The sequence below is a fragment of the Bifidobacterium sp. ESL0820 genome (genome assembly GCF_052606235.1).
On sequence record NZ_CP199594.1, the window covers coordinates 561,314 to 586,943 of the forward strand.

26 protein-coding genes are annotated in these 25,630 nt (G+C 50.8%); 22 read left to right on the forward strand and 4 right to left on the reverse strand.

Annotation, left to right across the window (positions count from 1 at the left end):
- The first annotated feature begins 310 nt into the window (after nucleotides 1-310).
- Complete coding sequence (locus tag ACUIAH_RS02360) at nucleotides 311-1,663, forward strand: ApeA N-terminal domain 1-containing protein (RefSeq protein ID WP_445341281.1); 1,353 nt, start codon at nucleotides 311-313, stop codon at nucleotides 1,661-1,663.
- Between the two features lie 211 nt (nucleotides 1,664-1,874).
- Here ACUIAH_RS02360 and ACUIAH_RS02365 read toward each other — a convergent pair whose 3' ends face one another.
- Nucleotides 1,875-2,603, reverse strand: a complete 729-nt coding sequence (locus tag ACUIAH_RS02365) for an SdpI family protein (protein WP_445341282.1) — start codon at nucleotides 2,601-2,603, stop codon at nucleotides 1,875-1,877.
- 10 nt (nucleotides 2,604-2,613) lie between these two features.
- Complete coding sequence (locus tag ACUIAH_RS02370; RefSeq protein WP_045924406.1) at nucleotides 2,614-2,952, reverse strand: metalloregulator ArsR/SmtB family transcription factor; 339 nt, start codon at nucleotides 2,950-2,952, stop codon at nucleotides 2,614-2,616.
- A 311-nt stretch (nucleotides 2,953-3,263) separates the two neighbouring features.
- On the opposite strand from ACUIAH_RS02370, the gene ACUIAH_RS02375 reads away from it, so the two are divergent.
- The 15 genes from ACUIAH_RS02375 (at nucleotide 3,264) to ACUIAH_RS02445 (ending at nucleotide 17,962) form a co-directional block, all read left to right on the forward strand.
- Nucleotides 3,264-3,911 carry an HAD family hydrolase gene (locus ACUIAH_RS02375; RefSeq protein ID WP_445341526.1) on the forward strand — a complete coding sequence of 216 codons (648 nt, stop codon included), beginning with the start codon at nucleotides 3,264-3,266 and terminating at the stop codon, nucleotides 3,909-3,911.
- Nucleotides 3,912-4,031: 120 nt separating this feature from the next.
- A complete protein-coding gene (locus ACUIAH_RS02380; protein ID WP_445341283.1) occupies nucleotides 4,032-4,655 on the forward strand; it encodes an endonuclease III domain-containing protein in 624 nt (207 codons plus the stop codon).
- Between the two features lie 250 nt (nucleotides 4,656-4,905).
- A complete protein-coding gene (locus ACUIAH_RS02385) occupies nucleotides 4,906-5,946 on the forward strand; it encodes a zinc-dependent alcohol dehydrogenase family protein (protein ID WP_445341284.1) in 1,041 nt (346 codons plus the stop codon).
- Between the two features lie 315 nt (nucleotides 5,947-6,261).
- Nucleotides 6,262-6,993, forward strand: a complete 732-nt coding sequence (locus ACUIAH_RS02390; protein ID WP_258334447.1) for an ABC transporter ATP-binding protein — start codon at nucleotides 6,262-6,264, stop codon at nucleotides 6,991-6,993.
- Nucleotides 6,994-7,025: 32 nt separating this feature from the next.
- Entirely contained in the window at nucleotides 7,026-8,414 is a 1,389-nt protein-coding gene (locus ACUIAH_RS02395) for a hypothetical protein (RefSeq protein WP_445341285.1), read from the forward strand.
- Nucleotides 8,415-8,695: 281 nt separating this feature from the next.
- Nucleotides 8,696-9,229, forward strand: coding sequence for a ClbS/DfsB family four-helix bundle protein (locus ACUIAH_RS02400; protein ID WP_445341286.1), 534 nt, complete (start codon nucleotides 8,696-8,698; stop codon nucleotides 9,227-9,229).
- Nucleotides 9,230-9,439: 210 nt separating this feature from the next.
- On the forward strand, nucleotides 9,440-10,036 hold the full coding sequence (locus ACUIAH_RS02405; protein ID WP_445341287.1) for an RNA polymerase sigma factor: 597 nt from the start codon (nucleotides 9,440-9,442) through the stop codon (nucleotides 10,034-10,036).
- Between the two features lie 14 nt (nucleotides 10,037-10,050).
- Nucleotides 10,051-10,896: a hypothetical protein gene (locus ACUIAH_RS02410; RefSeq protein ID WP_445341288.1), complete on the forward strand. Its 846-nt coding sequence runs from the start codon at nucleotides 10,051-10,053 to the stop codon at nucleotides 10,894-10,896.
- 89 nt (nucleotides 10,897-10,985) lie between these two features.
- Nucleotides 10,986-11,621 carry a hypothetical protein gene (locus tag ACUIAH_RS02415; RefSeq protein ID WP_445341289.1) on the forward strand — a complete coding sequence of 212 codons (636 nt, stop codon included), beginning with the start codon at nucleotides 10,986-10,988 and terminating at the stop codon, nucleotides 11,619-11,621.
- Nucleotides 11,618-12,376: a murein hydrolase transporter LrgB gene (locus ACUIAH_RS02420; RefSeq protein ID WP_445341290.1), complete on the forward strand. Its 759-nt coding sequence runs from the start codon at nucleotides 11,618-11,620 to the stop codon at nucleotides 12,374-12,376. Before ACUIAH_RS02415 ends, ACUIAH_RS02420 begins: the two co-directional genes overlap by 4 nt.
- A gap of 31 nt (nucleotides 12,377-12,407) precedes the next feature.
- Nucleotides 12,408-13,268 carry an ABC transporter ATP-binding protein gene (locus tag ACUIAH_RS02425; RefSeq protein ID WP_445341291.1) on the forward strand — a complete coding sequence of 287 codons (861 nt, stop codon included), beginning with the start codon at nucleotides 12,408-12,410 and terminating at the stop codon, nucleotides 13,266-13,268.
- 35 nt (nucleotides 13,269-13,303) lie between these two features.
- The gene (locus ACUIAH_RS02430) at nucleotides 13,304-13,708 is read left to right on the forward strand and encodes a DUF2511 domain-containing protein (RefSeq protein WP_445341292.1); all 405 of its coding nucleotides are present in this window, start codon (nucleotides 13,304-13,306) and stop codon (nucleotides 13,706-13,708) included.
- 503 nt (nucleotides 13,709-14,211) lie between these two features.
- Nucleotides 14,212-15,855 carry an MFS transporter gene (locus ACUIAH_RS02435; protein WP_445341293.1) on the forward strand — a complete coding sequence of 548 codons (1,644 nt, stop codon included), beginning with the start codon at nucleotides 14,212-14,214 and terminating at the stop codon, nucleotides 15,853-15,855.
- Between the two features lie 98 nt (nucleotides 15,856-15,953).
- Nucleotides 15,954-17,336, forward strand: a complete 1,383-nt coding sequence (locus ACUIAH_RS02440; RefSeq protein ID WP_445341294.1) for a sensor histidine kinase — start codon at nucleotides 15,954-15,956, stop codon at nucleotides 17,334-17,336.
- The gene (locus ACUIAH_RS02445; RefSeq protein WP_445341295.1) at nucleotides 17,333-17,962 is read left to right on the forward strand and encodes a response regulator; all 630 of its coding nucleotides are present in this window, start codon (nucleotides 17,333-17,335) and stop codon (nucleotides 17,960-17,962) included. Before ACUIAH_RS02440 ends, ACUIAH_RS02445 begins: the two co-directional genes overlap by 4 nt.
- 186 nt (nucleotides 17,963-18,148) lie before the next feature.
- Here the strand turns inward: ACUIAH_RS02445 and ACUIAH_RS02450 are convergent, their stop codons facing one another.
- Together ACUIAH_RS02450 and ACUIAH_RS02455 are read right to left on the reverse strand one after the other, a co-directional pair.
- A complete protein-coding gene (locus ACUIAH_RS02450) occupies nucleotides 18,149-18,676 on the reverse strand; it encodes a VOC family protein (protein ID WP_445341296.1) in 528 nt (175 codons plus the stop codon).
- A gap of 84 nt (nucleotides 18,677-18,760) precedes the next feature.
- On the reverse strand, nucleotides 18,761-19,564 hold the full coding sequence (locus tag ACUIAH_RS02455) for a MerR family transcriptional regulator (RefSeq protein ID WP_445341297.1): 804 nt from the start codon (nucleotides 19,562-19,564) through the stop codon (nucleotides 18,761-18,763).
- Between the two features lie 334 nt (nucleotides 19,565-19,898).
- Here ACUIAH_RS02455 and ACUIAH_RS02460 point away from each other — a divergent pair, with 334 nt between their 5' ends.
- From ACUIAH_RS02460 to ACUIAH_RS02485, 6 genes are all read left to right on the forward strand, one after another.
- Nucleotides 19,899-21,467 (forward strand): Hsp70 family protein, encoded by a 1,569-nt coding sequence (locus tag ACUIAH_RS02460; protein WP_445341527.1) that lies wholly within the window; start codon nucleotides 19,899-19,901, stop codon nucleotides 21,465-21,467.
- A gap of 68 nt (nucleotides 21,468-21,535) precedes the next feature.
- Nucleotides 21,536-22,666, forward strand: a complete 1,131-nt coding sequence (locus ACUIAH_RS02465; RefSeq protein WP_445341298.1) for a DnaJ domain-containing protein — start codon at nucleotides 21,536-21,538, stop codon at nucleotides 22,664-22,666.
- Nucleotides 22,659-23,165 (forward strand): nucleotide exchange factor GrpE, encoded by a 507-nt coding sequence (gene grpE, locus ACUIAH_RS02470; protein ID WP_198200601.1) that lies wholly within the window; start codon nucleotides 22,659-22,661, stop codon nucleotides 23,163-23,165. Before ACUIAH_RS02465 ends, grpE begins: the two co-directional genes overlap by 8 nt.
- 3 nt (nucleotides 23,166-23,168) lie before the next feature.
- Nucleotides 23,169-23,324 carry a hypothetical protein gene (locus ACUIAH_RS02475; protein WP_198200604.1) on the forward strand — a complete coding sequence of 52 codons (156 nt, stop codon included), beginning with the start codon at nucleotides 23,169-23,171 and terminating at the stop codon, nucleotides 23,322-23,324.
- 45 nt (nucleotides 23,325-23,369) lie between these two features.
- Complete coding sequence (locus ACUIAH_RS02480) at nucleotides 23,370-25,244, forward strand: nuclease-related domain-containing protein (protein ID WP_445341299.1); 1,875 nt, start codon at nucleotides 23,370-23,372, stop codon at nucleotides 25,242-25,244.
- A gap of 47 nt (nucleotides 25,245-25,291) precedes the next feature.
- Complete coding sequence (locus tag ACUIAH_RS02485; protein ID WP_445341300.1) at nucleotides 25,292-25,597, forward strand: hypothetical protein; 306 nt, start codon at nucleotides 25,292-25,294, stop codon at nucleotides 25,595-25,597.
- The last annotated feature ends 33 nt before the right edge of the window (nucleotides 25,598-25,630 follow it).

The following is a 25,630-nucleotide window of genomic DNA, read 5'->3' on the forward strand; positions in this document are numbered from 1 at the left end:
ATATGGATAACCTTATAGAGGCGACCGCTTTTCACATTTCCGAAGAAGCCTAAGGCAGCGCTAAAGTGGTGTTTTTGTCTGGAGATTTCATCTTCAATCTTGCATCGTCCGGCTTCAGCAACAACAAGGAGTCCATTTTCTACACACAGTATTTGGAGATTCATGAAAGATGTAATTCTCTCCTTCAAAGTCACATTGCTGTGAGCCTCTTCTTAACAAAAGCCAACACAACCCTTTTGCTGTAAAATTATTCATACTACAAATATACCCGTTACTAGTTAACTTCTATTAAGACTGCGAGTAATTAAGAATGGCTCATAATAGCAATGTTCTTTTACCAGAGATGATTAGAGTGGGAACTCTCGTCAGCGACGATTATCTATTCCCCGAGATGCAAGTGCCAATACGTATCACTGAACATGGCATAGAGATAACTATATCGTGGAATAATGTAGATGCTATTTCTAACTTATGGACTGATGACGTGATCAATATAGCGGAGATAGCTGAGATCCAAGACCAAGACATATATCCAGTGCCTAGAAATCTGTGGTTTTACGATATTGACGGTAGTATCGCTTTATTAAATTGCCGCAAATACAGTATGACTGAAGTAATAGGTGGAAATGGCGGAGCCAGGGGGACAATAATTGCTGATTGCGCCGTAATGGGGGCAAGGTTACATACCAATTATCAAAAAATATATGGGTTGCGGACTTCAATCGCCGGTTTGAGGCAGTGGATTGGAAACAGTAATATAGAAAGAAAAAGACCATCAAACAGAAATTCTCGAAACAGGTCCGAGACACTTATCATTAGAAGTCCTGACGACATACGTCTTCAAAACAATCCTCTCGGATATATTCATTTTGATTGGTCACTTTCTTATTCTTCTAAAGATGACACCTGTACAATAAACGACAAGACATATATAGAGACCAGATCATCTCACCTTCTCTCTTGGCAAAGTGCGAGGCACTTGTCTAAAGCAATACAGGATTTGCTTCGCATTTCGTATGGAGAAGATCGCGATTTAACTGAATCACAAGTCCTTCGTTCACCCGATACTGCAGCTACTGCAAACGAAGAAATTGCCAATGAGTGGCTGCCAATAACCGAGGGGATTCAGGAACGCCATAAACCAAAATATGATCGAGGCTTGATTCAATATGCAGAGTTGAAAGAAGACGGTGTACAGAAATGGCTTTCATTGTACGATCAGATACCACGAGCGATTGACCCAATCGTAACTTCATTTACACTAGACAAAGCCACACCTGAAGTTAGGTTATTAGAAGCTGGTTCTGGCCTGGAGGCTTTAGGATATTATTTGCTGAAAGCCGATGGCAAGAACAAAAAAGATGCCAATAAGTTTAGTTTCAAAGACAGATTAAAACGAATAACCGAAAATCTAAAAGATATCCTTCCCTTTGAAGTTAACAACTGGATATTGCAAACTACCTCGGCCTATAACGGGATAAAACACGCAAATAGGAAGAGACCTGACAAAATAGTGTGTCTCAATTCCTGGCAAAAAGCAGTTCTCACCTTCAGATGTTGGATAGCACTCAACCTTGGGATTGATAAAGATATTTTAAAGAGTCGTGCGGAACTGGATCACATGCGAGTAGGATATAAATTACTTTGGGATGAGAACAAATAGCAGGAGTTAGCATCAAACGAATCTATATCTAACTTTGCCTTCTCGACTAGACGGCCTTATCTGCAAATCCTTGTGGTGAGAACTGTGTTTCTGGACATTTATTGTATTTAGGGAACCTCCAAATCCTCCCAAAAGATTCGGATAGTCTCCATTGCGTATATGCAGATCTGTTATTTGCAGTCTCCTTCAAACCACTCATTGCACATAAGCACTAGCGGTGGTACACGGGTCCGCCCTGCCCGGCATACTTTCTGCCAGCGTATGAACCATAGGCAAATATGAGTACAAGGACGATTGCCAGAGCGGTTCCACAGATCCAGTAGAGTCTGACTCCGCTATAAGCCAGGGCAGCCAGGATCATGACCACGCCCAGAATCATGAAGAGCACCCCGCCAAACTGCTGACAACGGCGCCAAGCCTCGCGGCTGGAGTAGGCACCTGGCACCCGAAAACCGCTGATGCCATTGGGTCTGGTTTTAGGAGCAAGATTGCCGATGACTATGAGAGTCAGACCGGTCAATAGCAAGGCGACCTTATCAATGCCGAAATCCGTCGGCCACCATCCCCAATGAGGATCAGCAACAGCTAATTCGAACAGATCTAAAACCGCGACAATAATCTGCATGCATAGACCACCAAGCAGAAAAACGGTCAAGGTATGCCCCGCTTCATCACCACGTTTAATCAAATATGCACGCAGGACGAGCATGAGGATGGTCCAAATCAGCGCAATGACCAGACAGAAGCAGGGCATCCAAACCAGCTCCTGGGGAGAGCCCCAGCGATCCACCTGGTTCTGTGCATTCCAATGAAGCGGGACGTTTTCATTCGGCAGACGATTGACCACTAAGCAGCTTACGCCCAGCATGATTATCCCCGGCAACCACTGAGCCGCGACAAGGGTCGGGACGAACCGACCCGCTTTGCTGCCATCCGCCATGAGAGTCTCCTTAGGACTCGGAAACTGTCGTTGAACCAGTTTCCTTGCTCACAGTCCGCGGCTCGGGCAGACTTCTCTTGTCGCTGGCGCTGGTCCGCAGGCGGTAGAGCCACTGAATAGTGCTGTCCAGCACACTCAGATTGAGTTCGTAGATGACCCTGGTGCCCTGCTTGTGGCCGACAATCAGGTCTGCTTCTTTCAACTTCCGCAGATGATAGGACAGCTTGGACGGGGTCATTCCCAGCTTTTCGGCCAGGCGTCCCGCCTCCATGCCGCCCTGCTCCAAAAGATCCAGCACACGACGACGCAGGGGATCAGCCAGAGCCGCTGTTGTTTCTTGAATAGCCATAAGTCTCCTTTTTCGATGATTTTCTCTAGTATTTGCATGCTAACATTGTTTCAACCAATATTGTATATATTCTTCAACTTTTATGTGCTTTTCGCTCGCTGAGCGCAAAATAATTGACAATCGCTTGGATTGATGACTTCCGCGGCAATATTAAACTGTTGAACTTACCTACTTTTCTGCAGCCAAGACTGATCGGGGAGGGCCTTGGCTCTAAGCCACTGGGCAGGTCATGCTCTTAGGTCATGCTACTATGAAGAACTTCGACAGACAGGAGAACGTGCGGCGTGGGCGAAGATAGAACAAAAGTCAACATTGGCAAGGCCGCCATCTTCGACTTGGACGGCACACTTCTGGATTCCATGGGAGTTTGGAAGGAAATCGACCAACGTTTCTTTGCTCGCCGCAACATCCCCATGCCGGACGATTACGCATCTGCAGTGGCCTCCATGCAGACCGGTGCCATTGCCAGATACACCATCGACCGCTTCCACCTTGACGAGCGCCCAGAAGATCTTGTGGAGGAGTGGAACGAGGACGCACTCCTGCTCTACGCCACAGCTGTGCAGCCCAAACCACATGCACTCGATTACCTGCAAGCGCTAAAAGCCAGCGGTGCCGCCCTGGCTGTGGCAACCAGCCTTCCGCCGCGCCTACGACAAGCTGCTCTGAAGCACGCTGGCATGACCGATTGTTTCGACCAGGTCTGCAGCGTGGATGATGCCAAAAGCATCGGCAAGGAGGAACCGGAAATCTACCTGTTGGCTTCACGGATGCTGGAAGTTGCGCCCGACCACTGCACAGTGTTCGAGGATCTTCTGGTCGCCGTCGATTCCGCCAAGCGGGCTGGGATGAAGGTCTGGGCCATGTACGACCAGTCTTCGTCCAAGGATTGGGATGCCATCCGCTCTGAGGCCGATGGCGCTATCGCTGACTTCGCCCAGGCGCCTGCCATTCTCTGACTCGCTCCGCACCGGCTGGAGCCAGCTGTTACCATGAAAAGCGTCAAGTAGTTTGGTGGAGGCGTTATGGGCAATTCAGGCAGGATAAATGCCGGTTGCTCAAAGTGGCTGTATTCACGTTTGCTCGCTCGCCTGGGATTGCAGAATTGGTGGCCGGCAGAGACCGACTTCGAGATGATGATCGGAGCGGTGCTGGTCCAGCATACGGCCTGGGGAAACGCGGCCATGTCCATCGAGCAGCTGCGCACGGCCGATCTGCTCAACCCCTGCAACATGGCCGACGTCGACCTGACAAGGCTGACGAACTTGATCAGATCAAGCGGCTTCATGAAGGCCAAGGCACGCACCTGCAAGGCCCTGGCTCAGTGGCTGCTGGCTCACGGCATCCGCACGGCCGATGTTGAGGATTGCGCGGATGAAGGCCTGCGTGACGACCTGCTCACCATTGCCGGAGTCGGACGCGAGACGGCGGATGTCATACGGCTCTATGCCTTCGGCCAGCGCTGCTTCATCTGGGACGCCTATGCACGCCGGATGCTGGACGGTCTGGGATGGGCCTCCTTGCGGTCATACCAGGAGGGTGAAGAGTACGAGGCGGATTTTATTCAGGTTGATCAATGGCCGCTCAACGACTTGCGCGAATATCACGGGTTGATTGTCCAAGCAGGCAAAAACCATCGCAACCCCCAAGCCTATGCCGCCTTCCTTAAGGAACTTGGCGGTAATGAAAGCTCTTCCAAATGAATTGATCCCTTGAGGTTCGGCCGAGTCACAAGGCATATGACGGTATCCCGATACGGCACCCCTATAAAGCACCTATATATGGCTGCATCTTATGACCGTGTTCCCGCGTAACAATCTTGTCCGCACCTCGGTGAATCGCACACAATAAGGCATCGACTTGACTTCAAGCGGATTGAACTCCGTAGACTATGTTTCATCCGCATACTTGGCAGGCAAATACGCCAGGTAGTGAAGAATGGGGAGCAAGAGCATGAAGGCAGCAAAGTTTGTGAAGCCAGGCCGCATCGAGCTGGAGGAAGCGCCGATGCCGACCATCGAAAAGCCCGGAGACGCCGTGATTCGGGTCATTCGAGCCTGCGTGTGCGGATCCGACCTCTGGTGGTACCGGGGGATTTCCTCAATGCCCTCAGGCAGTCACGTAGGGCACGAGGCCATCGGCCTGGTCGAGAAGGTGGGCTCCGATGTCACTCATGTCAAACCCGGTGACTTCGTCATAGCACCCTTCACCCATGGTTGTGGACACTGCGCGGCCTGCAGGGCCGGCTTCGACGGTGACTGCCTTGATCCGGACAGGCGGGGGAGCGGCGGCTATCAGAGCGAGTATCTGCGATTCACCAACGCGGACTGGGCCTTGGTGAAGATTCCAGGCCAGCCTGAGGACTACAGCGACGACATGCTCGACTCCCTGCTGACCCTCTCCGACGTGATGGCCACCGGTTATCATGCAGCCGCTACAGCCCAGGTCAAAGAAGGCGACACGGTCGTGGTCATGGGCGATGGAGCAGTGGGTCTGTGCGGAGTCATAGCAGCCAAGCTGCGTGGGGGCGAACGCATCATCGCCATGAGCCGGCATGAGGACCGCCAGAGGTTAGCGCGTGAATTCGGGGCCACTGACATCGTGGCTGAACGCGGCGACGCTGCTGTGGGGCAGGTCATGGCGCTCACCGACGGAGCAGGAGCCGATGCGGTCCTGGAATGCGTGGGCACCGAACTGTCCACCGACACCGCCGTCAGGGTGGCCCGGCCCGGCGCAGTGGTCGGCAGGGTGGGTGTGCCGCAGCAGGCTACCATGGACACCTCTAAGCTCTTCTGGCGCAATGTTGGGCTGCGAGGAGGCACGGCCGCAGTCACCACATATGACAGGCATCTGCTGCTTGACCAGGTGCTCAAGGGCAGCATCCAGCCAGGCAAGGTCTTCACCCAGCGCTTTGCCTTGGATCACATCCAGGAGGCCTATGAGGCCATGGACCAGCGCACCGCCATCAAATCCCTGCTGCTTGTTGGCGAATGAGGCTGCAGCAGTAATCAGCTGATTCTCGGCGCTGCTGACATTACCGGTGGCGCCGCGTAAGCATGCCTGCCTGAACATGCCTCTTATTCTGAAAAAATCAGGGCCGAGTCAGGGATAATTCAGGGTAAATCAGGGTATTTCATCCTTTCTTTCGCTGATATCAATGGAAGTGACTGATGACGACAAGGATGACCGTCATACAGGGGCAAGCGACGAACGAGGGCGCATGACATCTGCGAGGCGAATCAGCATTACTGAGCGTAGATGCCTCGGTCTGGAAGGTCGTCGATGATCATCCAAGGGAAAGATGCAACTATGAATAACCCCAACGTAAGCGAAAGCAGAGGCCCGACACCAACGATTGAAGCTACGGGGCTGTCCATGGTGGTCTCCCCGCGCCGCGGCGATTCGCTGACCATTCTCAATGACATAGCATTCACTGCCTATCCGGGGGAGATGACCGGCATCATAGGGCCGTCAGGCAGCGGCAAATCGACGCTGCTGTACTGCCTGGCTGGGCTGGAGAAGGCCACTAGCGGCAATGTGCTTCTGCTGGGCAAGGACATAACTCGTCTGGGGCTGTCGGCCATGACTAAGTTCAGACGCCAGCATCTAGGCTTCGTATTCCAGTCCTACAACCTGATCACCAGCATGACAGTCGAACAGAATCTGGCTCTGCCATTCACCCTTCGCGGATCCCGCTTTCCCAGAAAGACGGCGGATTCCCTCTTGAAGTACTTTGGCCTGATCGATCAGAAAAAGAAAAGCGTCACCCTGCTGTCGGGCGGCGAGCAGCAACGTGTTGCCCTGGCCCGCGTCCTGCTATCCGACGTAGACGTGGTATTCGCGGACGAGCCGACTGGCGCCCTGGATCAGGAATCCGGAGAAAAGGTCATATCGGTGCTGAAGGAACTTGCCAACCACGAAAAGAAAACCATCGTACTGGTGACGCATAACAATGAGGTGGCGGGTCAGTGCGATCGGCTGTTTGCCGTGCGCGATGGCCGTATCAGCCAGTCATTCTCTGCGAAAGCGCCCATGGCATGAGAGGCGCTCTGTCCGAACTCAAAGCAGCGCCCATGGTCTGGAGCGCCGTCTTGCTGGCCATGGTCGTATCCCAGACTGTCATCTGCTCCCTCATCGCGATCGCCACGATCATTGATCAGGACTATCAGGGCCCGGAGCAGGTACTTGGATCCACATACACTGGTCCCGCCTTGGCATTCAGCGTGATCATCACCATAGCTGTGCTGCTATGGGTCATGAATTCAGCACTGAATCAACGCCGGCATCAACTGGCGCTCATGGTTTTGCAAGGCGCTCTGCCTTGGCAACTGCTGGCCTGGAATCTGCTGATTGTCATGGGATTATGCATCCTGTCTATTGCAGCCACCTGCCTTTTGCTGCCAGTGATTACACCCTTGATCTTCGCCATGGTGACAAATCCACTCGATTTGCATTTGACATATGCCAGCAGCCACCTGTTCAATTCGCTGGGCAAGGGCCTCGCTTTCAGCGCTGCGCCCATCTTCATAAGCACCCTGTTGACTATCCGTTCGCTCTCGAAAATACGACCAATGGAAGCCCTCAGGCAATCCCAGAACCCGCCAAAGCGGATAGGCGTCTTCCGCTTCCTCCTGGGAATCGTATGCTTGATTGGCGCGGGCTGTATGTTGCTGATTCCAGCTTTTGCACTTGCAACCAACCCTCCTGCCAGTCAGATGAGCAGCAATGCCGCTGCGGATCGGATGACGGTATTTCTCGCCTTCGCCATGGGCGGCATGTTCCTCCTGATATTCTCGCTGGCAGCTTTCGCACCATACTTCCTGCCCGGCTTCACGGCGATATGGACGCGTATTGTGGCGTTGCCATCCAGAACCTGGAGGCTGGCAGGCCAGCAGGCTGTCGGCAGCATACAGCGCCAGGGAGCGGCGATCATCCCGATGACTGCAGGTCTGTCATTGCTGATGACCGTCGGCGGAGGGTTGAGCACGATGATCACCACCATGCAAGTCGCTTTGCCCCCCACACCAGACAGCACTGTTCCGGCGACCGCAGACATGTTTGCGAGTCTCCTGGCGCTCACTGGACCGCCACTGATCATCGCGATAACAGGTGCAATTGCAGGCACCTTGATCACTTCCAAAGGCAGAGGGCTTGATCTGGCGCTGACCTACGTATCAGGTGCCGGAATCGGCCAGCTCAGAGTATTGGGCGCACTTGACGGCATCATCACTATGATTACCAGCACACTGTTCTCCCTGGTCATCACCTTGCTCTGCACCTCATCCCTGACCTTCATGCTCTCGCGCTTCATGGGCAAAGCACAGATGAGCGTGCAATGGGGCGCTTGGATCGTAGTGGTGCTCATCGCATCCCTGCTTGGTGCCGCAGCCACAGGAATCCAAGCCCTGACCACCAGATTCGAGAACTCTGTCAGTGTCATATCGCATGCCATCGGCGAGTAATAAAGTCCCGCTGTATGCACCCGAATACATATTTGAGCCACAGCAAGCCTGCCGACCTCTGTCATTCCTTCATGTCTCTTGTTAAATAAATTAAGTCGGTATATGCAGTGCTCGGCTTGATGTATTTAATTGGTAGGTGCAACTGTAAGCACTTGAGTTCGCGACGATTTCCTACACACGAGCATTTGCAAGGCCCATATGGGGTACAGTCGATGACAAACCGAGACAGGTGACGATGGACCAGTCAAATCTTGTCAACAACAGACAAACGGAGGACCGTCATGGTGCGACCTACCACCGAGGAAGAACTCATCAAGGCGGCTAATGATGGCTTCGACAAACTCGTGGCGCTGCTTGAGCCGCTAACACCCGAAGAACGCAATGGCCGCTTTTCCTTCGACCTGAGCAAGGAGAAGGGGGCCCATTGGGCACGCGACAGGAACATCAAGGACGTGCTCGTCCATCTCTACGAGTGGCATCAGCTGCTTTTGAACTGGGTGGAGGACAACCAGCGGGGCAGGATCCACGACTTTCTTCCGGACGGCTACAACTGGCGTAATTACGGCGAGATGAATGTCAAGCTGCGGGACAAGCATGATGACACCACCTACGATCAGGCCTTGAACCTGTTTATCGAATCCCATAAGAAGGTCATGGCCCTGGCGCAATCGTTCACCAACGAGCAGCTATTCAGCAAGGGCGCCCTCCCATGGACCGGAAACTCTACCTTGGGCTCCGCCTTCATCTCTTCAACCTCCAGCCATTACGACTGGGCCCTGAAGAAGATACGGAAGTACTTGAAAGGACGCAAATAAGCGCTAGGACACCTGAAAAGAACCAGCTTCACACATAGACAGTAATGGGTTGCCCTGCGTCTTCGCGACTAAATTCACAGTACGGGCGACCCTAAAAGCAGCATCCCAGCATATTCGTAATAGCAATGAAGCATAACCGCGATAACCGCTTGCATAGCAGTACGCAAGACGATATCTGGGATGTAGACAATACGGAGAAGGACATCATCAGTGAAACGATCTCGCATTGATCCAGATACTGATGATATAAGGCTGATCAAAATGGTAGCCGCAGAGAATGAATCGGCCTTTGAAGCACTTTACAATAAGTATGCTCATACCGTCCAAGCCTTTATTTCCCTGCGAATATCCGACGAGGAGGATGCCGGTGAAGTTTTTGCTGACACATGGCTGGGCTGCTGGCGTTCCTCAAAAACCTTCCGCGCAGACAGCAAGGTGCTTACCTGGATACTCAGCATTGCTCGCCGGCAAATCTATATGATACGTCGCAAACCGAAACCACCTGACCAAATGGATCAGGCGGAACTTGACTCGATAACCGATGATCAGCTGGAGCCTGTAGAACTGGTCAATAAGGATCTGACAATGGAAATAATACGGCAAAGGATTGATGCACTCCCAGCAGAAATGGCCTATACGGTAACCCTGGCTTGGCTCCACGAGTTACCCTACCCGGAAATAGCCTCCCTGCTCGACGTCCCGGTTGGGACTGTGAAGTCTCGTATTGCTCGGGCAAGGCAGATCCTGCGCCCGCAGTTGACCGACCTCGCTCCTGTCAAAACCCATAAAGTGCCGAGCCAGAGATAATTGAAGGGGTGATTATGACAGACCGATATAAGAGCACAAGCCCAGACAGCACAGACCCAGTCACCGAAGAATACCGGGGTGAAGTTCAAGAGGCGCTTAGGGAGAAAGAGCAGAATGCCCAGCCGGCAGTTCCGGCTTTTACTAGCGTAATGAAGGCCATCCACCAGAAGCCGTCGCTGGCAACGGATCAGCCGATACCATTCATGCGTCAAATACGTTCCTGTGGCCCGCTTGTTCTGGCACAATTACGCCTCACACCGCGATATATCTTACTGGTGGAAATCGCGATAGCAGCGTGCTCGGTTTTAATTAGCAACGTTATGCAAGGTGCGCGTTACGGCAGTCTCGGTACGCATATCTTTTCAAATATGCTCATGCTTAACATGGCACTGACCATGATCCTGGTCTTTTCCGTTAAAGATGATCGTGAGTTAATGCTCAGTATGCCCCTGGGACCTCAAGTTGTAGTAGCTTCTAGGCTATTGCTGGCCTTTATCTCCAATATTGTCGTCGGGGGAGCAGCCTTATTGATTGTCACTGCAATCAACCCTGGAATAAGGCCCCTGCCAGTTATTGCCCAAACGATAGCTCCCATAACACTCCTGGCAAATATCGTGGCCCTCTTATGCATATGGCAATGCTCTTGGATTGCACTGCTCCTAGGGGTACTTGCACCACTATTGAGAACTTTGCAGAACTTGAGGTCATCATTTTTCCTACCGGCATGGGTCAATTCGGTACCCACTACAACCACAGCCTGGGCAGGGACCATCCTACTGACACTGGGACTCCTATCTGCTGTTATCCTTACAGCCCCTCTTGCCTGGCATACTCGACTCTCCGGTGGAGATAAAAATTAATGAACCTTTCCATCCTCTCTCGCTACTAACTAAGCAGACGGAACGAGTAGCGAGCAATGTCTGGCGGCAGCCGAAGGCCAAAACCAGATATGAGGAAGGTGGATGAGGTGGCTTTCGTAGACATACAGCTCAAGAGGCTTTATAGACTGGTATTGCTGCCGTTCATACTGACTGCATGTATTCTTCTTGCGGGCTTCGTACTGGAGGGCATCTGGTCATTGAGCCGCATACGGCCACTTATGATGGTTCTTACTCAGGTGCCAGTAATTGCTGCTGGCCTATCTACAGCTTTTGTGCTCAATGGTGACCCAATCGTTGAACTTGCTGAGTCAACTCCAACTGGATGGCGGAAGGTTCAAGTGACCAGGCTGCTTATCATTACCGGGGCAAATCTTACTGCCGCGGGCCTTCTTTTTATCGGCTTGCATATGATGCGACTTTGGCCACGTGACATGGGATGGGTGAGCATCATTACCCCGGTTGGCAGTATATTCATTGTCAACTGTCTGGTTTTCCTTATAGCCGTACTTACCATGTCTATGCCAACGTCATCGCTGGCTTCCATAGCTATTTGGCTGTTTCTATGTTTTATATGGGATCCATACATCACCGATCCAGTCCGGCAACGACTCATTCCATTGTTTGTTGCAGCGGCAGGCGCAATCTTCGGATGGAACTTATGCAATGATGCGGAGCGCAATGTTGTAAAGATGGCAGCCCTATGAGGATACTGAGCCTTGTACGCATCACGCTACTGATGTTTTATCGGCGCAAAGCCTTGTGGATAGCCAGCATGCCGCTGGCGCTCTTCGCCCTCTTTTTGGCCTATGCCTCTCCTATGTCACCTGGATTCAGCGACATAGATGGTCTTGTCTTTACCGGACAGGTTCTTGCTATGTTCACCCCGTTGGCATACGCAGCATCGTTCAGCGACCTTATGACTGCCGGCAGGCGAACAGGTATGGACGAACTTGAATCCACCTCCCCCTTGCCGATGGGAGTCATTCACTCAGCTCATGTCTTGGGAGCCTGGCTTATCTGCATATCATCTTCCCTGCTTTTCCTTGTATTGATCGCAATCTACCAAGCCATTAACGGCAACGGTAAGGCAATACTCGTGGCCCTGGCAGTAGCACTTGTCATACTCTCGCCATCAATGCTGATAGCTATGGGGCTATCCGCCCTGCTAGGAGCCCTGTTGCCCACAATCGTAGCCCGAATTCTTGCCGTCCTGGCATGGGCCTGGCTGGCTTTCTATACCCCCCTATTGCCACTTCCATCACTCAATGGCGGCCCGCTGGCCGTCATTGGCGATCCCATTGCACAGGGATGGTTTCATACCAATCCTATGTACGTACCGGCGAACGGCCCCTTTACCGTCCAATCAGGAGTCATATCCCTGCTCTGGCAGGTGTGTATTATCTTCCTCCTTTTCACTGGTGCAAACATAGCCTCCAACCACGTGAAAGTTCAGGTCTGACTATCTACCGACTTTGAAAGGAATTACTCACATGTTTATCTCGATTGACCATCTGACCAAGGATTTCCGGGGGAGACCGGCCGCTTTGAACGATCTGACCGTTGATCTTCCACAGGGCATGATAGGACTTATTGGTCCAAATGGTGCCGGTAAAACAACCCTCATGCGCATTCTCACCGGAATAATCAAACCGACTAAAGGTAAAGTTTTTATTGATGGAAAGGACCTGTCCTCGCCGGCCAATAGGCGAAATCTAAAACGACACCTGGGTTATCTGCCTCAGCACATCACCCCCTACGACAACCTGTCGCCACTTGAATTCCTTGATTATCTCGGCATCTTGAAAATGATTGACAACAAACACATGCGGCAGGAGCAGGCGCATACCCTCCTGGAACAGGTGGGATTGGAAGACGTGATGAACCAACCTATCGGAGGGTTGTCCGGGGGTATGAGGCGCAGGGTTGGCATCGCACAGGCCCTTATGGGCGACCCCCAGCTGCTGGTAGTCGACGAGCCCACAGCGGGGTTGGATCCCGAAGAGCGCATGCGATTCCGCACGCTCCTTGCCCAGCTGGGACAGGATCGAACCGTTATCCTCTCCACCCACATACTCGACGATGTTGCACAAACCTGCCCCTGGGTATGCGTATTACGTTGCGGACGCAACCAGTATGACGGGCCGACAGAGGGGCTGATCCATGAAGCTGCCGGTCATATCTGGATCACGCCCCCTATCGCGGCACGACCGGAAAATGCCACAATCATCAACGCGGAACCCACCCCACAGGGGACAAGGTACCGCATAGTTACCGATACACCGCCCGCAGGCTCTGTAGAAACTGCGCCCAACCTTGAGGACGGATATATGGCTTTGGCCAGCGAGCGCTAGAAACCGTCCCCAAGTATGAAAGAACGTCGATAATTATGAAACGAATCAAGCAGAGCCTCAGAACCCTTTTCCTTATATGCGCCACAATTATGCTGACAGTGGGGGTTGTCGGCTGCGCTGATGGCATGAAGCACCCTGAAGAGTATTCCACTGATGGAAGCAATAAAGTGGCAGCTACCAGCAACCCGCAAACAATTTCGAAAGAAGATCTGGGTCACACCTGGCCTCTTAAAGTTGATGAGGGCACCGTGTCATGCAAGCTCAGCAAGCAGGGAGACCCCATCCTTCGCTTTACCACCTCAGATGGTGAACAGTACGCACTGAACCAGGTACAAGACAATGAGCATCTCAAAAGTATTGAAACACTAAAATCAGACAAGAGTAAGTCAATAGGAACTCTGATGAGTTTCGCCTTCTCGGTCTGCGACATACCAAAATAAACCAATTTACGGGGCCCAACAGATAGCCAAACGGTGGGCAACAATGACAACAGGTCAACCAGGTTGACAGCGTGGAGAATATCCTCACATTGCATTGTTTGTCGCTGATATTACTCATTCATAGCGTCAGGCAAATCCCGCTCACATTGGCCAGTGGAAAGAGCAGTTGCTCACGAGTCTTCTGGGTAATCTGCCTGCCATAACTATCGATTCCCCCCCCACCACTAATTGGCTTATAAAATCACTCGATAAACTGCGAGACAGTACTTTTCCCAGCACCAGACAGCCCTATAACTCACACAGTCTGATTTCCGCAAACTGTTGCATTGCTGATCTTCTAGCCCCAGCTCTGACACGGCTGACATCGTGTCATCCGAATGGGGGACAGAGATATAGCGACTGGGATGACATAAGAAGCGAGAATATCTTTTTACTCTCATGGTGTAGCGCCTCCAAAGCCGTTCATAGCGATACCAGTTGCGCAAACACGAAAGAGAGACAGTATGCAAACTCGCGAAGTCAAGAGACAAGAAGACCCCTTGCCAGTGATCGGGGCTTCACAACCTCCGATCAGTCACAAAAAACTCAGCCTGATCATGATTGGACTTATTGTCGCCGTCTCTATGACCAACATAGATTCGACAATCGTCTCCTTATCGAGTCAGGCAGTCCAATCAGGTCTGGGTCTGACCGCAAGCGGCATACAGTGGATTGTCAACGCCTACATGCTGGCTGCGGCCGCCACTTTCCCCATCTGCGGGCATCTGTCTGATCTAGCGGGCTACAAGCGCATCATGCTTTCAGGTACATTCCTTTTTGGAATGGGCAGTTTATGTTGCGGACTTGTTCCTGCAAATTCACTCTCGCTGATGCTGATGATCTTTTCCCGAGCGCTCCAAGGCATTGGTTCAGCCATGATGTTCCCGGCCGCTATCGGTATTCTGTTCTCCTACTCGGCCGAAAACAGGAGGGCCGGAAACATGGCTCTGTTCTTCGCCATCACAGGAGCCATGACATGTTTGGGCCCCATTCTGGGCTCTTGGCTGATTCAATACTCCTGGCGCGACATCTTCTTTATCAATCTGCCTCTGGCTCTGGCGGCAATCGCCATGATCGTCTCGATGATTCCGAAGGACTCACCCACAACCGAACCCGGTAGTCAGCATATTGACTGGGCTGGCGGCCTGGCCGTAGGACTGGCCATGATAGCTCTGATCGTGCCGGTTCAGCAGGGCAGCACCGTTGGCTGGTCGGATTGGCGCATTATTGCCAGTTTTGGTGCCAGCCTTGTGCTATTCCTGGTGTTCGGCTTCTGGGATTCGCACGTTGGCAATCCAATCATTAAACTCAGAATCTTCCGCAACCCACCATTCGACATTTCCCAGCTCGCCATGTTGGTAGCCGCCGTGATCTTCCAACCCATCATGTACTTCCTCAGCGTCTATGGGCTCCTTGCACTCAACCGGTCAACATTGATGACCAGCATATTCATCCTCTACTTTTTCTTAGGTTTCCTGGTTTCCGCCTTGTTAGGCGCCCAACTCTTCAACAGACATGGCATGAAACCGGTATTGCTGATTGCCGGCTTGATAGCTGCAACAGGTTTCTCCCTCATGTCGCATACAGCAGGTTCACTCGATAAAGGATTGCCCTCCAATACCGTCTGGCTGTCGCTTTCCATGGTGGTTGCGGGTGCAGGGATCGGATTCATGTTCTCGCCGTCATCCACTGATGCGGTCAATCGGGCCATCAACGCCTCTTATGGAGAAGTCACTGCCATCAATCAGACCTTCAAAAACTTCGGCGGCGCCTTGGGCATGGCAATGCTTGGACCATTGTGTACCCATTATTTTGCCCTGGATATTCATAAGGCCTTGGGCAAGTACGGAGTAAGTGCATCCCGAGCGCAAGCCATCGCAGATACTATTGGATCCGGAACTTCGGCAGGTGCTCAATCACAATTCACCAGTATGCCCCGATCCATGCGGAATATGATCATGCCTCTGATCAGGGCCTCCTATGCCAGCGGCAGCAGCAAGGTCTTCCTAGCAATGGGTTGTCTGTCCTTGCTATTCATTCCCTTGGCTCTCTTGTATCCCCGAAAAGGCAAGCAAATTTTCGCTGGTAAGACAATCAAAAACCAATGAAGATCCCGGTTTCGAGGCTCGGAAACAGGAAAACCCGACGATTTCTACAGGCGTTTTGGCAGTAGGGTGAATAAGTCTGCAAGTCAGGGGAGACATGAGTGAAAATCACTGAGGAAATTAATCGAGAAAACCAACAGCAAGACCAGCTTTCAATGAATCTAAATGGTGATTACGGCGACGGTCAACTTGACGCGACCGCAAGGACCGATGCCCAGCGTCAACGTCTTCATAACACCTGGAACTGGTATTTCATTGTGGAAGCAGGCTGCGTAACAGGAGCCGATTGCTTCTTCTCGACTGCATCCATGACCTATAAACTTGTTTCAAGCTTTCTCATCCTATTGCCCTGCCAGTTTTTCATGATCGTGGTTCTGCCTAGGGTATATGACAAGTCTGAAAGATTTGATCGGAAAACGGCAGATCAGCCGGTAAGCAAAACAGGAGCATATGGTTGGATTTTCGCTCTGCTGACGCTGGTCTGCCTGCCCATGGGCGCTTGGTTGGATGGTACCGCCATTCTGTCTCAACTGTTTATCGTGCCACAACTCTTCATCGCTTTTTTCTACCTTCCTGCTCTGGGGTTGGTAGGAGTCCTGAATATAGCCTATTTGGCCATGGTCTTGGCTGGAAAAAGGTTCTTGAGTACAGATCTATCCGGCAATCTTATGCTCATGATTCTCGTAGTGGTATTCTCCGCAATGATTGGAAAGTCCTTTAATGTCCTGGCTTTGACCAACGGACATAATCAAATGCTGCTGGACAAAATGGAGTCTCAACAAGAGACGATTCGCAGACTCAGCAGAGCTGAAGGAGCGTCCATCGAGCGTGAACGTGTGGCCAACGAAATGCATGACACGATCGCCCAGTCTTTGACTTCCATTCTGGCCTTGGCCAGGGTAGCTCATGAAGAACTGATCGACGACATACCTGCAGCTCAGAAGCATTTGGAAATGACCGCCAGCACGTCGAAGGGTTCTTTGGATGACACCAGAAGAATGATTGCGGATTCGGCACCGGCTGATCTGGATGGCAGGGACCTGAAGACGGCCCTGGAACGGACAGTGCATTCCACCGCAGCAAAGACAGGTTTTCAATCACAGTGCCAGATTCAACGGACCTTGCCGCCCTTGCCTAAGCAGACCGAGGTCAACCTGCTGCGTATAGTCCAGGAGTCCCTGACTAATATTTCCAAGCATGCCAATGCCCAGCATGTACAGGTGAGCTTGCTTTTGAAAGGGCAGGAACTGTTACAGCTTCGGATCAAGGATGATGGTCGTGGTTTTGATATTCAAAACTTGGATTTCCAGGAGATGGAAAAGGCGGGGCATGGCTATGGTCTGCGAGATATGGCCAAACGAGCTCAAGACGCGGGTGGGCGCTGTACGGTAACCTCCGTTCCCGGGCAAGGCACCTCCATAACTGTAAATATTCCTGTCGAAAGACCAAGTAACACTACTCGACCAGATAAGGAGGAAAGATGATCCGACTTGTCATGGCCGACGACCACCCCATGGTTCGGGAGGGCATACGCAGCATGCTGAAACGCCATGCAGACCTTGAAGTGGTTGCCGAAGCATGTAATGGCGCCCAGGCCATAGAGGCTGTAGCGAAAACACGTCCGGATTTGTTGCTACTCGATCTGCGGATGCCTGATATGAACGGTCCTGAAGTCACCCGGAAAGTGCTGGCTTCTTATCCCAAAACCAAGGTATTGATCCTGACCACTTATGATTCCGACCACGATATTCTGCCGGCCATAGAGGCCGGAGCCAATGGCTATCTGCTGAAAGACGTAGAACCTCATGTCTTGGCCCAAGCTATCCGTGACACTGTTGCAGGGTCCACTGTACTGAATCCGACCGCAGCGAAAGCAGTCAGCAAAGCACTGCGTCCAGCGACCAGACCAGCACTATCCGAACAAGAGACGCGTGTGCTGCGCGAGGCCGCCAAAGGCATGACCAATCGGCAAATCGCAGAACACTTATACATCAGCGAGGCAACAGTGAAAACATACTTCAGTCGGATCTTCGCCAAATTGGAGGTCAGCGATCGCACGGCTGCTGTAGCAGAGGCCATCGAAACTCTAGGCCTAAGACCCAATCAGTAAACCAGAACGACTGGCTTTAATAACCAATAGTCACTTAACCGATAACCTCTTTTGGATCTGGGGCAAGAACCAACGTTATAGAAGAACCAATGTTATAGTTATTTCCATTTTCCCTCCGCCGCTCGAAACATTTAATCGTTGCTCTCAGAATCAAATCATGACGGGGGAGAAGGGCTTGAACTTTGCTCATTGACCGTGCGAGTTCAGATAAACTTTGGTCTGCTTTTTATCGACAGCCAAGGCAGCCGTAAGGGTAAGGACCAGGCCTTCCGGGGTGTGAATCCTAGCTTCAAGCGAGTTCCACGGCTTACGTATTGGAGCTGAAGTGGATCCCGGACGAAGGCGCTCGCATGCATCCACAATCTTGCCTATCTGCTTTTCCGTGACTGCTACACTCAGGCTTCCTATGGGCTCCATATCCGAATCAGGGCTGCCAGCATTGGGGCTACTCTTGCGGATCAGCACATCCTGAAAGGCCCAGCGCCGCAAGTGAATCATCATGCCTGGCATGGTGTATAAATTGATGAAATCCAGTCCCTGCGTCCAGAAAACCTCTGATTCTTCTAGATCATGGCTATACAGGCATATGAACATGGGCATGAGGTAGATGCCCCTATAAGGCTCCGGCGGCTCCGCATCCTTCCCTGGCTCCGGCACGGGACTTATGCCTGCACCTATATAAGCAGTAGCTTTGGGCTGGTCATGGTTGTGCATGGTTACCTCGTTCCTTAATTGAAGGATTTTCAATTGGGTTGTCAAACAGAAAACGTGATACGTAGATGGAAGATACTGACTGCGTCAATCCCATTTGGCAGTTGACGGATCTATTCCGTCTGCACGCGCTGCAGTTTCGATTGCGGTAAGCATCCATTGCGTCAATCCTGGTTCCAATTGTTCATAGTGGGATCTGAAACGTGGATCAGCCGCATACATGCGTCCAAGAATGACGTGCATGGAAGGCGTTACGTGGAACCATGACAGAGCCTGCCGATGCTCGTCAATCAGTTCTATAACCTTATCTGAGGACGGTGGCAGACCTTTTCGCTTGGCTTGTGCAAGCTCACTTTCTACATTTTTGAGCCGGGCCGTGTCCTTTTTCTGCTCTTGCTCGGAGCACATGGCCTTTCGCTCCGCATATTCAAGCCACTGCCTGCTAGTACCCCAGCGTTCGTATGCTTCCGAAAAGTACTGGTCCTCCTGATCGGTCTTCGTAGCGGCTGAATCATTACCCGACTTCCCCTCAGCAAGGACTATGAGCCGGTCCAAACGATCCGCAGCTTTCCTAAGAAGCTGAATTTTCTCCTCAATTCGCGAACGCTGATCTCGCAACTCGTCCAAGGCCAGCGGTGCCTTGCAATTGAGCAATGCCTTGATTTGTCGGGCATTGAATCCCATCTCCCTATAGGTCACAATGCGCTCCAACTGTGCGACGTCATCCTGCAGATAATGCCGGTAATTCGACTGGTCGCGAAAGGGGGAGATCAGTCCTTCCTCCTCCCAGTGACGCAACATTCTCCGACTGACCCCAGTAAGCTCAGACATCTGACCGATGCTCAAGCCGCTCTTGCTGCCCTCACCACTGAATTCGTTCTCTCGTGTCATGCCTTGACCCTAAACCTTGCCATCATGTCAAGGTCAAACCAGCATTCAGCCTGAGTCAACTTTCAATTCTTGCCTGAGCCTCATAATGACAGGGCAGTGCAGGGTTCTAACTGAATTTGCATGTGGTTTTGCTGATTTACGAGGTCTTTCACTTCTCTCCTCTGAACGAAGCATATTTCCTGTTCGTCACAACCTAAAGCAGGTGGTTGGCGACGACAGCTTCTTTTACTGCTTTCAATTAATCAAAGGTGACCAGTTGCTGAATAAAAGCAGCTTCATGTCTTAAAGTGGATATATACTTTGCCTATACGAAGTTGTTGTTTATCTGTTGGAATTGCAGAAGGGGAAGAATGAAACAGGCGGTAGGCATCGATTTAGGCACCACGTATTCAGCAGTGGCCATTCTTTCTCCGGGGGGGGGGGTCTAGTTTTAAAAACCCCAGAAGGTGAGTCTTCCACTCCTTCTGTAGTATATTTCCCTCATACAGATGGGCAGGATAAACCCACTGTAGGCACTGTTGCAAAGCATATGGCTGCAGCGGATCCGGACAATGTAGTTCAGTTTGTTAAGCGCCATATGGGGGAGCCGAATTGGCGATATGATTCTCCTGCCGGTCAATCGTACTCACCGGAAGAAATTTCGGCTATTATCTTAAAGCACCTCAAGCAGGATGCCGAAACGAATCTTGGTAAAGAAATAACCGATGCAGTCATCACAGTTCCTGCTTACTTTGACGATGCTCGTCGCACAGCCACAAAACAAGCCGGTAAAATCGCTGGTTTCAACGTGCTGCGCGTCCTGAACGAGCCGACTGCGGCGGCAATTTCCTATGGTTTGGACTCTCAGAAAAAGGGAACCATCCTTGTTTATGACTTGGGCGGTGGCACGTTTGATGTCACCTTGCTCAGCGTCGAAGATCTCACGTTTGAGGTTATAGGGACTGACGGTGATCGCAACCTCGGAGGCTTCGATTTCGACAATGCCTTAATGAAGCTCATAGCAGCCAAGGTATCCGACCAAGGCGGTGAAGGACTGCTCGACGACTTCCAGGCGACCGCTGATTTGCGAGAGAAAGCAGAGATAGCCAAGCGGGCCTTGAGCAAATTCTCCACCACCAACGTTTTCATAACCTTCAAAGGGAAAAACTACAAGATAGCCATAACACGCGAAGAGTTTGAACAAGCTACGCAAAGTCTGCTTGCACGTACCAGGGATCTGGTTCAAGACGTCATGGATGAGGCAGATTTCGACTGGAACGACATTGATTACGTCCTCCTCGTAGGAGGGTCCACTCGAATGCCGATGGTACATCGGATGATGGAAAAGCTGACAGGAAAAGAGCCTCAATCCGACGTCAATCCTGATGAGGCCGTCGCCAAAGGTGCTGCTGTCCAAGCTGGTTTGGAGGAGTCCAAACTGCTTGAGGCGGAAGGCAAGGATCCGGCTGCCGAGGGTCTGCCTACTTTGGGCGGAGCTGTTCAGATACAAGATGTTGCCTCTCAGTCTTTGGGTGTGCTCGCTGCCAATGATGACACAGATGGCCTGCACAACAGCATTGTCATACCCAGGAATTCAGCTATACCAGGTTCCTATTCTAACGTTTTTTACACAATGCAAGAAAACCAGGAATGTGTTAAAGTTGAGGTCACACAAGGTGATGACGAGGATCCCCGGTTCGTCACGATCATCGGCACTAGCACATTGAACCTGCCTCCGCATCCGGAGAATTCCCCGTTAAAAATAACCTACTATTACGACATTGATCAGACGGTGCAAATTGAAGTCGTGGATCTGGTGACCAATCAATCACTAGGGTCTTTTGAAATCGACCGCGTAGCCAATCTCGGCAAGCAGGAGATGGCCGATTCTGCAAACAAGCTGAATACATTGTCCATCGACTAAGTCCATGCGCGAGTAGGCGACACGCATAATTAGCAAAGAAAATCTGAACGACATTTAAGGAACTTACTATGATTGATTATTACCAGCTTCTCAATATTTCACCTGATGCAACTGAGGCAGAAATCAAGAAAGCCATACGTCAACAAAGGGCTAAGTACCGCCGAAGAGTGGATAGTTCTCCTGACATTGACACCAGAACTATGGCAGAGAAGAAAGTGGAGCAGATCGGTGAAGCAGAAAAAATTCTTACCGATCCAGAAAAACGTGATGCTTATGATCAGCAACTTCAATCTGCTCCACCGGACAACTCTTCAGATCAGCCAACTAGAAGTGGTAACAAGGACTGGCTAGCTGTTTCACGCGAGTATTACAGAAACGGTGACACGCGCAAAGCTTACAGCGCTGCCAAAGAAGCGACAGACGTACAAAGCAACAACGCACAAGCCTGGGAGTTCCGCGCTCTATTAGCTTCTGAGCTGAACAAATACGACGACGCAGACTTTGCCATCGACCAAGGAATCCAAATCGAACCCAATAATGCTGGTCTCCATTCTACAGCGGCGTCAATTGCGTATGATGAAGAAAAATACGATACGGCAATAACCGAATATCGAAAAACTATTAAGTTAGATCCATCTAATTACCATGCCGCAATTCAAATTGGCTATATTATGGCATTATCCGGCAGGGATGAGGAAGGTTTTAACCATTTCAAGTCTCTCCATGATGTACACCCTGATAATTCAGATATTACTAAGAACTTTGTCAGCTATGCACTCATTTACCTAGAATCAAAATTGAGCACGTCCGAAGGCAAATTCCCGACTGATGATGTCCCCACAAATGAGACTCAGTTGAAAGCCGGCGTCGAAATCATGAATGAGATCGAATCACTTGAAGTCGATGATGATGATCTCAACGCAGAAAGGCAATCATATAAAGAGGCACTCGATTATGCAGGAAAGCGTCACTTTACAGTATCAACGATATTTGGCGGTATAAAATCAATTATCGTCTGGTTTATAGCTCTTCTTATTGTTAATTGGCTTTTCCACGGCTTCGTGCATTTCCTGGCAATAGTCATAATCACTGCTGTACTTGCCTTTGCATTGTATTTTGGAGTATTACCGTATGGCTACGAACTCAATAGGGACAAAGTCAGTGAAGAAGCCGCCCGAACAGGTGTGCAAAATGCCTGAGAACGATCAAGGCATAGAGGCTATCTCCCAGAACTTGAAAGGCCTGCAGGATCTATTTGTACGCAGATTGTCGGAGGATAAAAACACCAAGCAGCTGATTCGTTCATTGGAACAAAGCCTTCGTGAACGTGATGATTTGGACACCCATAAGGCGTTTGCGCCTTTGTTCAAGGAGCTCCTCCTGGCTGTCGATCGCCTGCAAAGCAATGATCCTTCGCTTGAATTGAATCGGTCTGTCGCTGAAGAAATCCTTGACCTGCTTTCGCAATATGGGTTGAACCCGATAAATACCAATGGTTCAGTTGATCCGCGAGTCCACGAGGTCGTAGGCATTGCAAGCGATGACAAGAACAAAGACCAGATCACAGCCGAGCCTGGCTCAATATGCAAGGTGATTCGGCCGGGATATCTGATGGGCAACATGGTTTTGCGGCCAGCTCAGGTAGTTATTCAATCTCGTTTGGATGATTCAACGCAAACAGGAAATGAAAGGAACTGAACAATGGGATTTTTCACAGATGATCGGCGGTACAAGGTGGTTGAGCGCCATTTTCTAGCACCAGACAAGGTAGTGCTCAACGAGGTGACGATGGATGAGGCAAAGCAGTTCGTCAGCGGTGCTGACAGCAGTCACGACTATGTGATTGAGCATGTCTGATTGAAGTTTGGACTTTCAAGGCGATTCATCGAATAGGAGACACCAGTGCCACGGTTTCATTTTCCCGGGATAGCCAGGAGCAAGGAGCGATCCGCTCCCCTCTGGTCTGTTGCCCGGGATGACGAGATCGACTGGGATGCTGTAAAGAAACCTACGGAGGAAGAGTTAGGAGAAGCCTGGGCACAGGCAATTTCCCGCTACCAGCTTCAAACAGCCACACCCGGGATTCCTGTCATTGATGAAAGCTTGGTGCCGAGGGCTTCACAAAAAACCTTGAAAGCTTACCGCGACATTTGTAACCACGATATTCATGGAGCTCGAATTTACGGCCATCCAGGTTCAGGTCTCGCAGACAGCGGATTCGGCAAAACCGAAGTTCGCACTGGTACGAAAGGCGAAGAAATATTCGCCAAACTCCTGACCTGGGATGGCATCTTGGACCACTGTGTATCATTCTGGTCGGTTTGGAATCCCGAAGCCGATGGACATCGCAACACCAGAGGCACCGACATTGATTGCATTCTGATGTTTGGATCACACATTTTGTTGGTCGATGTGAAAAATTATCGAGCTGGCATCGATTACCACAATCTGGTGCCGGGAAAAGCTATGTTCTGCATGTATCCAAAGGCTCGAGTCGTAGCCCATGAACCATACATATTCAGCGCCAATATGGCTTTTGCCCAGCACAACTTAAGCACCTATCTCCGGGCCAATGGAAGCAGTAGCACAGTTGAGTCCTTTGTCGTTCTGGTGCCGGCCTCAACCGGGGAAGCCAAACTTGACTCGGATATCAGCTGGCCAGGCGATATCCATGCCATGGCTTATTCGGACTTCGTCGGCATGATGAAGCAAAGAGCCCTGGATGATCCCTCCTATATAAACTTCAAGCCAGCAAAAACGAAGGAGGAAGGGTATCTTGCCTCCCTAGTCAAAAGCTACGGAGAAGTACCGTTATGCTCCTTGGAAGCGCCCACCGATCAAAACCAATGGCCCATCCCGGTTTACGATAAGCTGGCTGATATCGCACCCAAGGGTGCTAAGGAAAAGCAACCTAGACGGCATTATCAGAGCCGCCACTTAGACAAGTCCAATTCACCTGCCAAAAAACCAACAGGTTTTATTGGGAAAATACCTCCCTTCAACTTGAGCAAGGGTTCAATTGCCTGTTTAAGCGACAAAAGCGGCTCACTCCGTTACTTAAATCTCAAGGATACAGGCGGCCTGCTTGCTGCAGGAGAACATGGATCGGGATCAGTCGTCTGCATGACCAGCATCATGGCTTCCCTTGTCGCAAGCCGAAAGGTTGATCTACGCATTATCGACTGCAACGGCACTTCCAACTTTGAACGATTCACTGATTATGTCACCTCGTACACTCATCTGTCAGATGGAATTGATCTAGTCTGCAGCGAAATTCAAGAGGTCTATACCGCTATTCGCTCTCGACAGATCACCATGCGCAAAAGCGGCCTGGACGACTACTGGCAGGCTGCCGCTGATTGCCCATTCGGGTTTCAGGTGCTTTTCATCAATGAATGCTCACGCCTTTTCGCTAATCCGCACATACCAAAAAACGATCAGACCTACTTGGATGACATAAAACGCTATTTGCAAACCATCGCAAAGAGAGGGGCGAAAGTAGGCATCTGTGTAATCATTCTGACTCAAAAGCCATCTGTCAAGGCTCTTCCTAACAACCTCACTCAGGCCTGCAATCTGCGTGTTTGCTTTCGTGTGGCAAGAGTTGCAACCCGGAAGTTGATACTGGGATCAGACCTGCAAAACAAGGTCAGTTTTGACCCCAATCCTCGACGCGACATAGGCATGGCCTATCTAAGACGCGGTCGTCAGAAGCCGATAAAGCTCCAATTTCTTCGGGCCAGACCTCAGGTTATGGATACGGCTTACCCCTACTAGTTATGACAAATCAATGGAACTGCTAACTCGAAAAGGATTATGGGGTCATGGAAGTCATCTTTTTCTTAATAGTGCTGGTTATCGTGATAGCACTCATTTGCGCTGCCATTGCATTTGCGCTCCCTTTTATACTCATGGCTTTGATCATGGTGTTATTTGTCGCTTTCTTATACGGTATCGGCAAAAGTCTTATCGGATATTACTCAGCCTTGATTACAACTTATGGAAAAAAAGTTGGAATTACTATAGGAGTCACGCTGACTCTCTTCTGGCTATTCTGCTGCCTTTTCGTGGGCAGAAAGTTTATTGTTCCCCTGTTGGCCTCCATTGGCGTTTTACAAGGAATCATATAAGGAATTTGAAGCACTTTGGAGAGTGAGGATACA

Bases quoted from the DNA above. Each gene is read 5' to 3' on its own strand.
- ACUIAH_RS02365 (WP_445341282.1), bottom strand. From the start codon at position 2,603: ATGGCGGATGGCAGCAAAGCGGGTCGGTTCGTCCCGACCCTTGTCGCG.
- ACUIAH_RS02485 (WP_445341300.1), top strand. From the start codon at position 25,292: ATGGAAGTCATCTTTTTCTTAATAGTGCTGGTTATCGTGATAGCACTC.
- ACUIAH_RS02425 (WP_445341291.1), top strand. From the start codon at position 12,408: ATGTTTATCTCGATTGACCATCTGACCAAGGATTTCCGGGGGAGACCG.
- ACUIAH_RS02445 (WP_445341295.1), top strand. From the start codon at position 17,333: ATGATCCGACTTGTCATGGCCGACGACCACCCCATGGTTCGGGAGGGC.
- ACUIAH_RS02465 (WP_445341298.1), top strand. From the start codon at position 21,536: ATGATTGATTATTACCAGCTTCTCAATATTTCACCTGATGCAACTGAG.
- ACUIAH_RS02410 (WP_445341288.1), top strand. From the start codon at position 10,051: ATGACAGACCGATATAAGAGCACAAGCCCAGACAGCACAGACCCAGTC.
- ACUIAH_RS02420 (WP_445341290.1), top strand. From the start codon at position 11,618: ATGAGGATACTGAGCCTTGTACGCATCACGCTACTGATGTTTTATCGG.
- ACUIAH_RS02455 (WP_445341297.1), bottom strand. From the start codon at position 19,564: ATGACACGAGAGAACGAATTCAGTGGTGAGGGCAGCAAGAGCGGCTTG.
- ACUIAH_RS02395 (WP_445341285.1), top strand. From the start codon at position 7,026: ATGGTCTGGAGCGCCGTCTTGCTGGCCATGGTCGTATCCCAGACTGTC.
- ACUIAH_RS02385 (WP_445341284.1), top strand. From the start codon at position 4,906: ATGAAGGCAGCAAAGTTTGTGAAGCCAGGCCGCATCGAGCTGGAGGAA.
- ACUIAH_RS02415 (WP_445341289.1), top strand. From the start codon at position 10,986: ATGAGGAAGGTGGATGAGGTGGCTTTCGTAGACATACAGCTCAAGAGG.
- ACUIAH_RS02360 (WP_445341281.1), top strand. From the start codon at position 311: ATGGCTCATAATAGCAATGTTCTTTTACCAGAGATGATTAGAGTGGGA.
- ACUIAH_RS02400 (WP_445341286.1), top strand. From the start codon at position 8,696: ATGGTGCGACCTACCACCGAGGAAGAACTCATCAAGGCGGCTAATGAT.
- ACUIAH_RS02430 (WP_445341292.1), top strand. From the start codon at position 13,304: ATGAAACGAATCAAGCAGAGCCTCAGAACCCTTTTCCTTATATGCGCC.
- ACUIAH_RS02390 (WP_258334447.1), top strand. From the start codon at position 6,262: ATGAATAACCCCAACGTAAGCGAAAGCAGAGGCCCGACACCAACGATT.
- grpE (WP_198200601.1), top strand. From the start codon at position 22,659: ATGCCTGAGAACGATCAAGGCATAGAGGCTATCTCCCAGAACTTGAAA.
- ACUIAH_RS02435 (WP_445341293.1), top strand. From the start codon at position 14,212: ATGCAAACTCGCGAAGTCAAGAGACAAGAAGACCCCTTGCCAGTGATC.
- ACUIAH_RS02450 (WP_445341296.1), bottom strand. From the start codon at position 18,676: ATGCACAACCATGACCAGCCCAAAGCTACTGCTTATATAGGTGCAGGC.
- ACUIAH_RS02370 (WP_045924406.1), bottom strand. From the start codon at position 2,952: ATGGCTATTCAAGAAACAACAGCGGCTCTGGCTGATCCCCTGCGTCGT.
- ACUIAH_RS02475 (WP_198200604.1), top strand. From the start codon at position 23,169: ATGGGATTTTTCACAGATGATCGGCGGTACAAGGTGGTTGAGCGCCAT.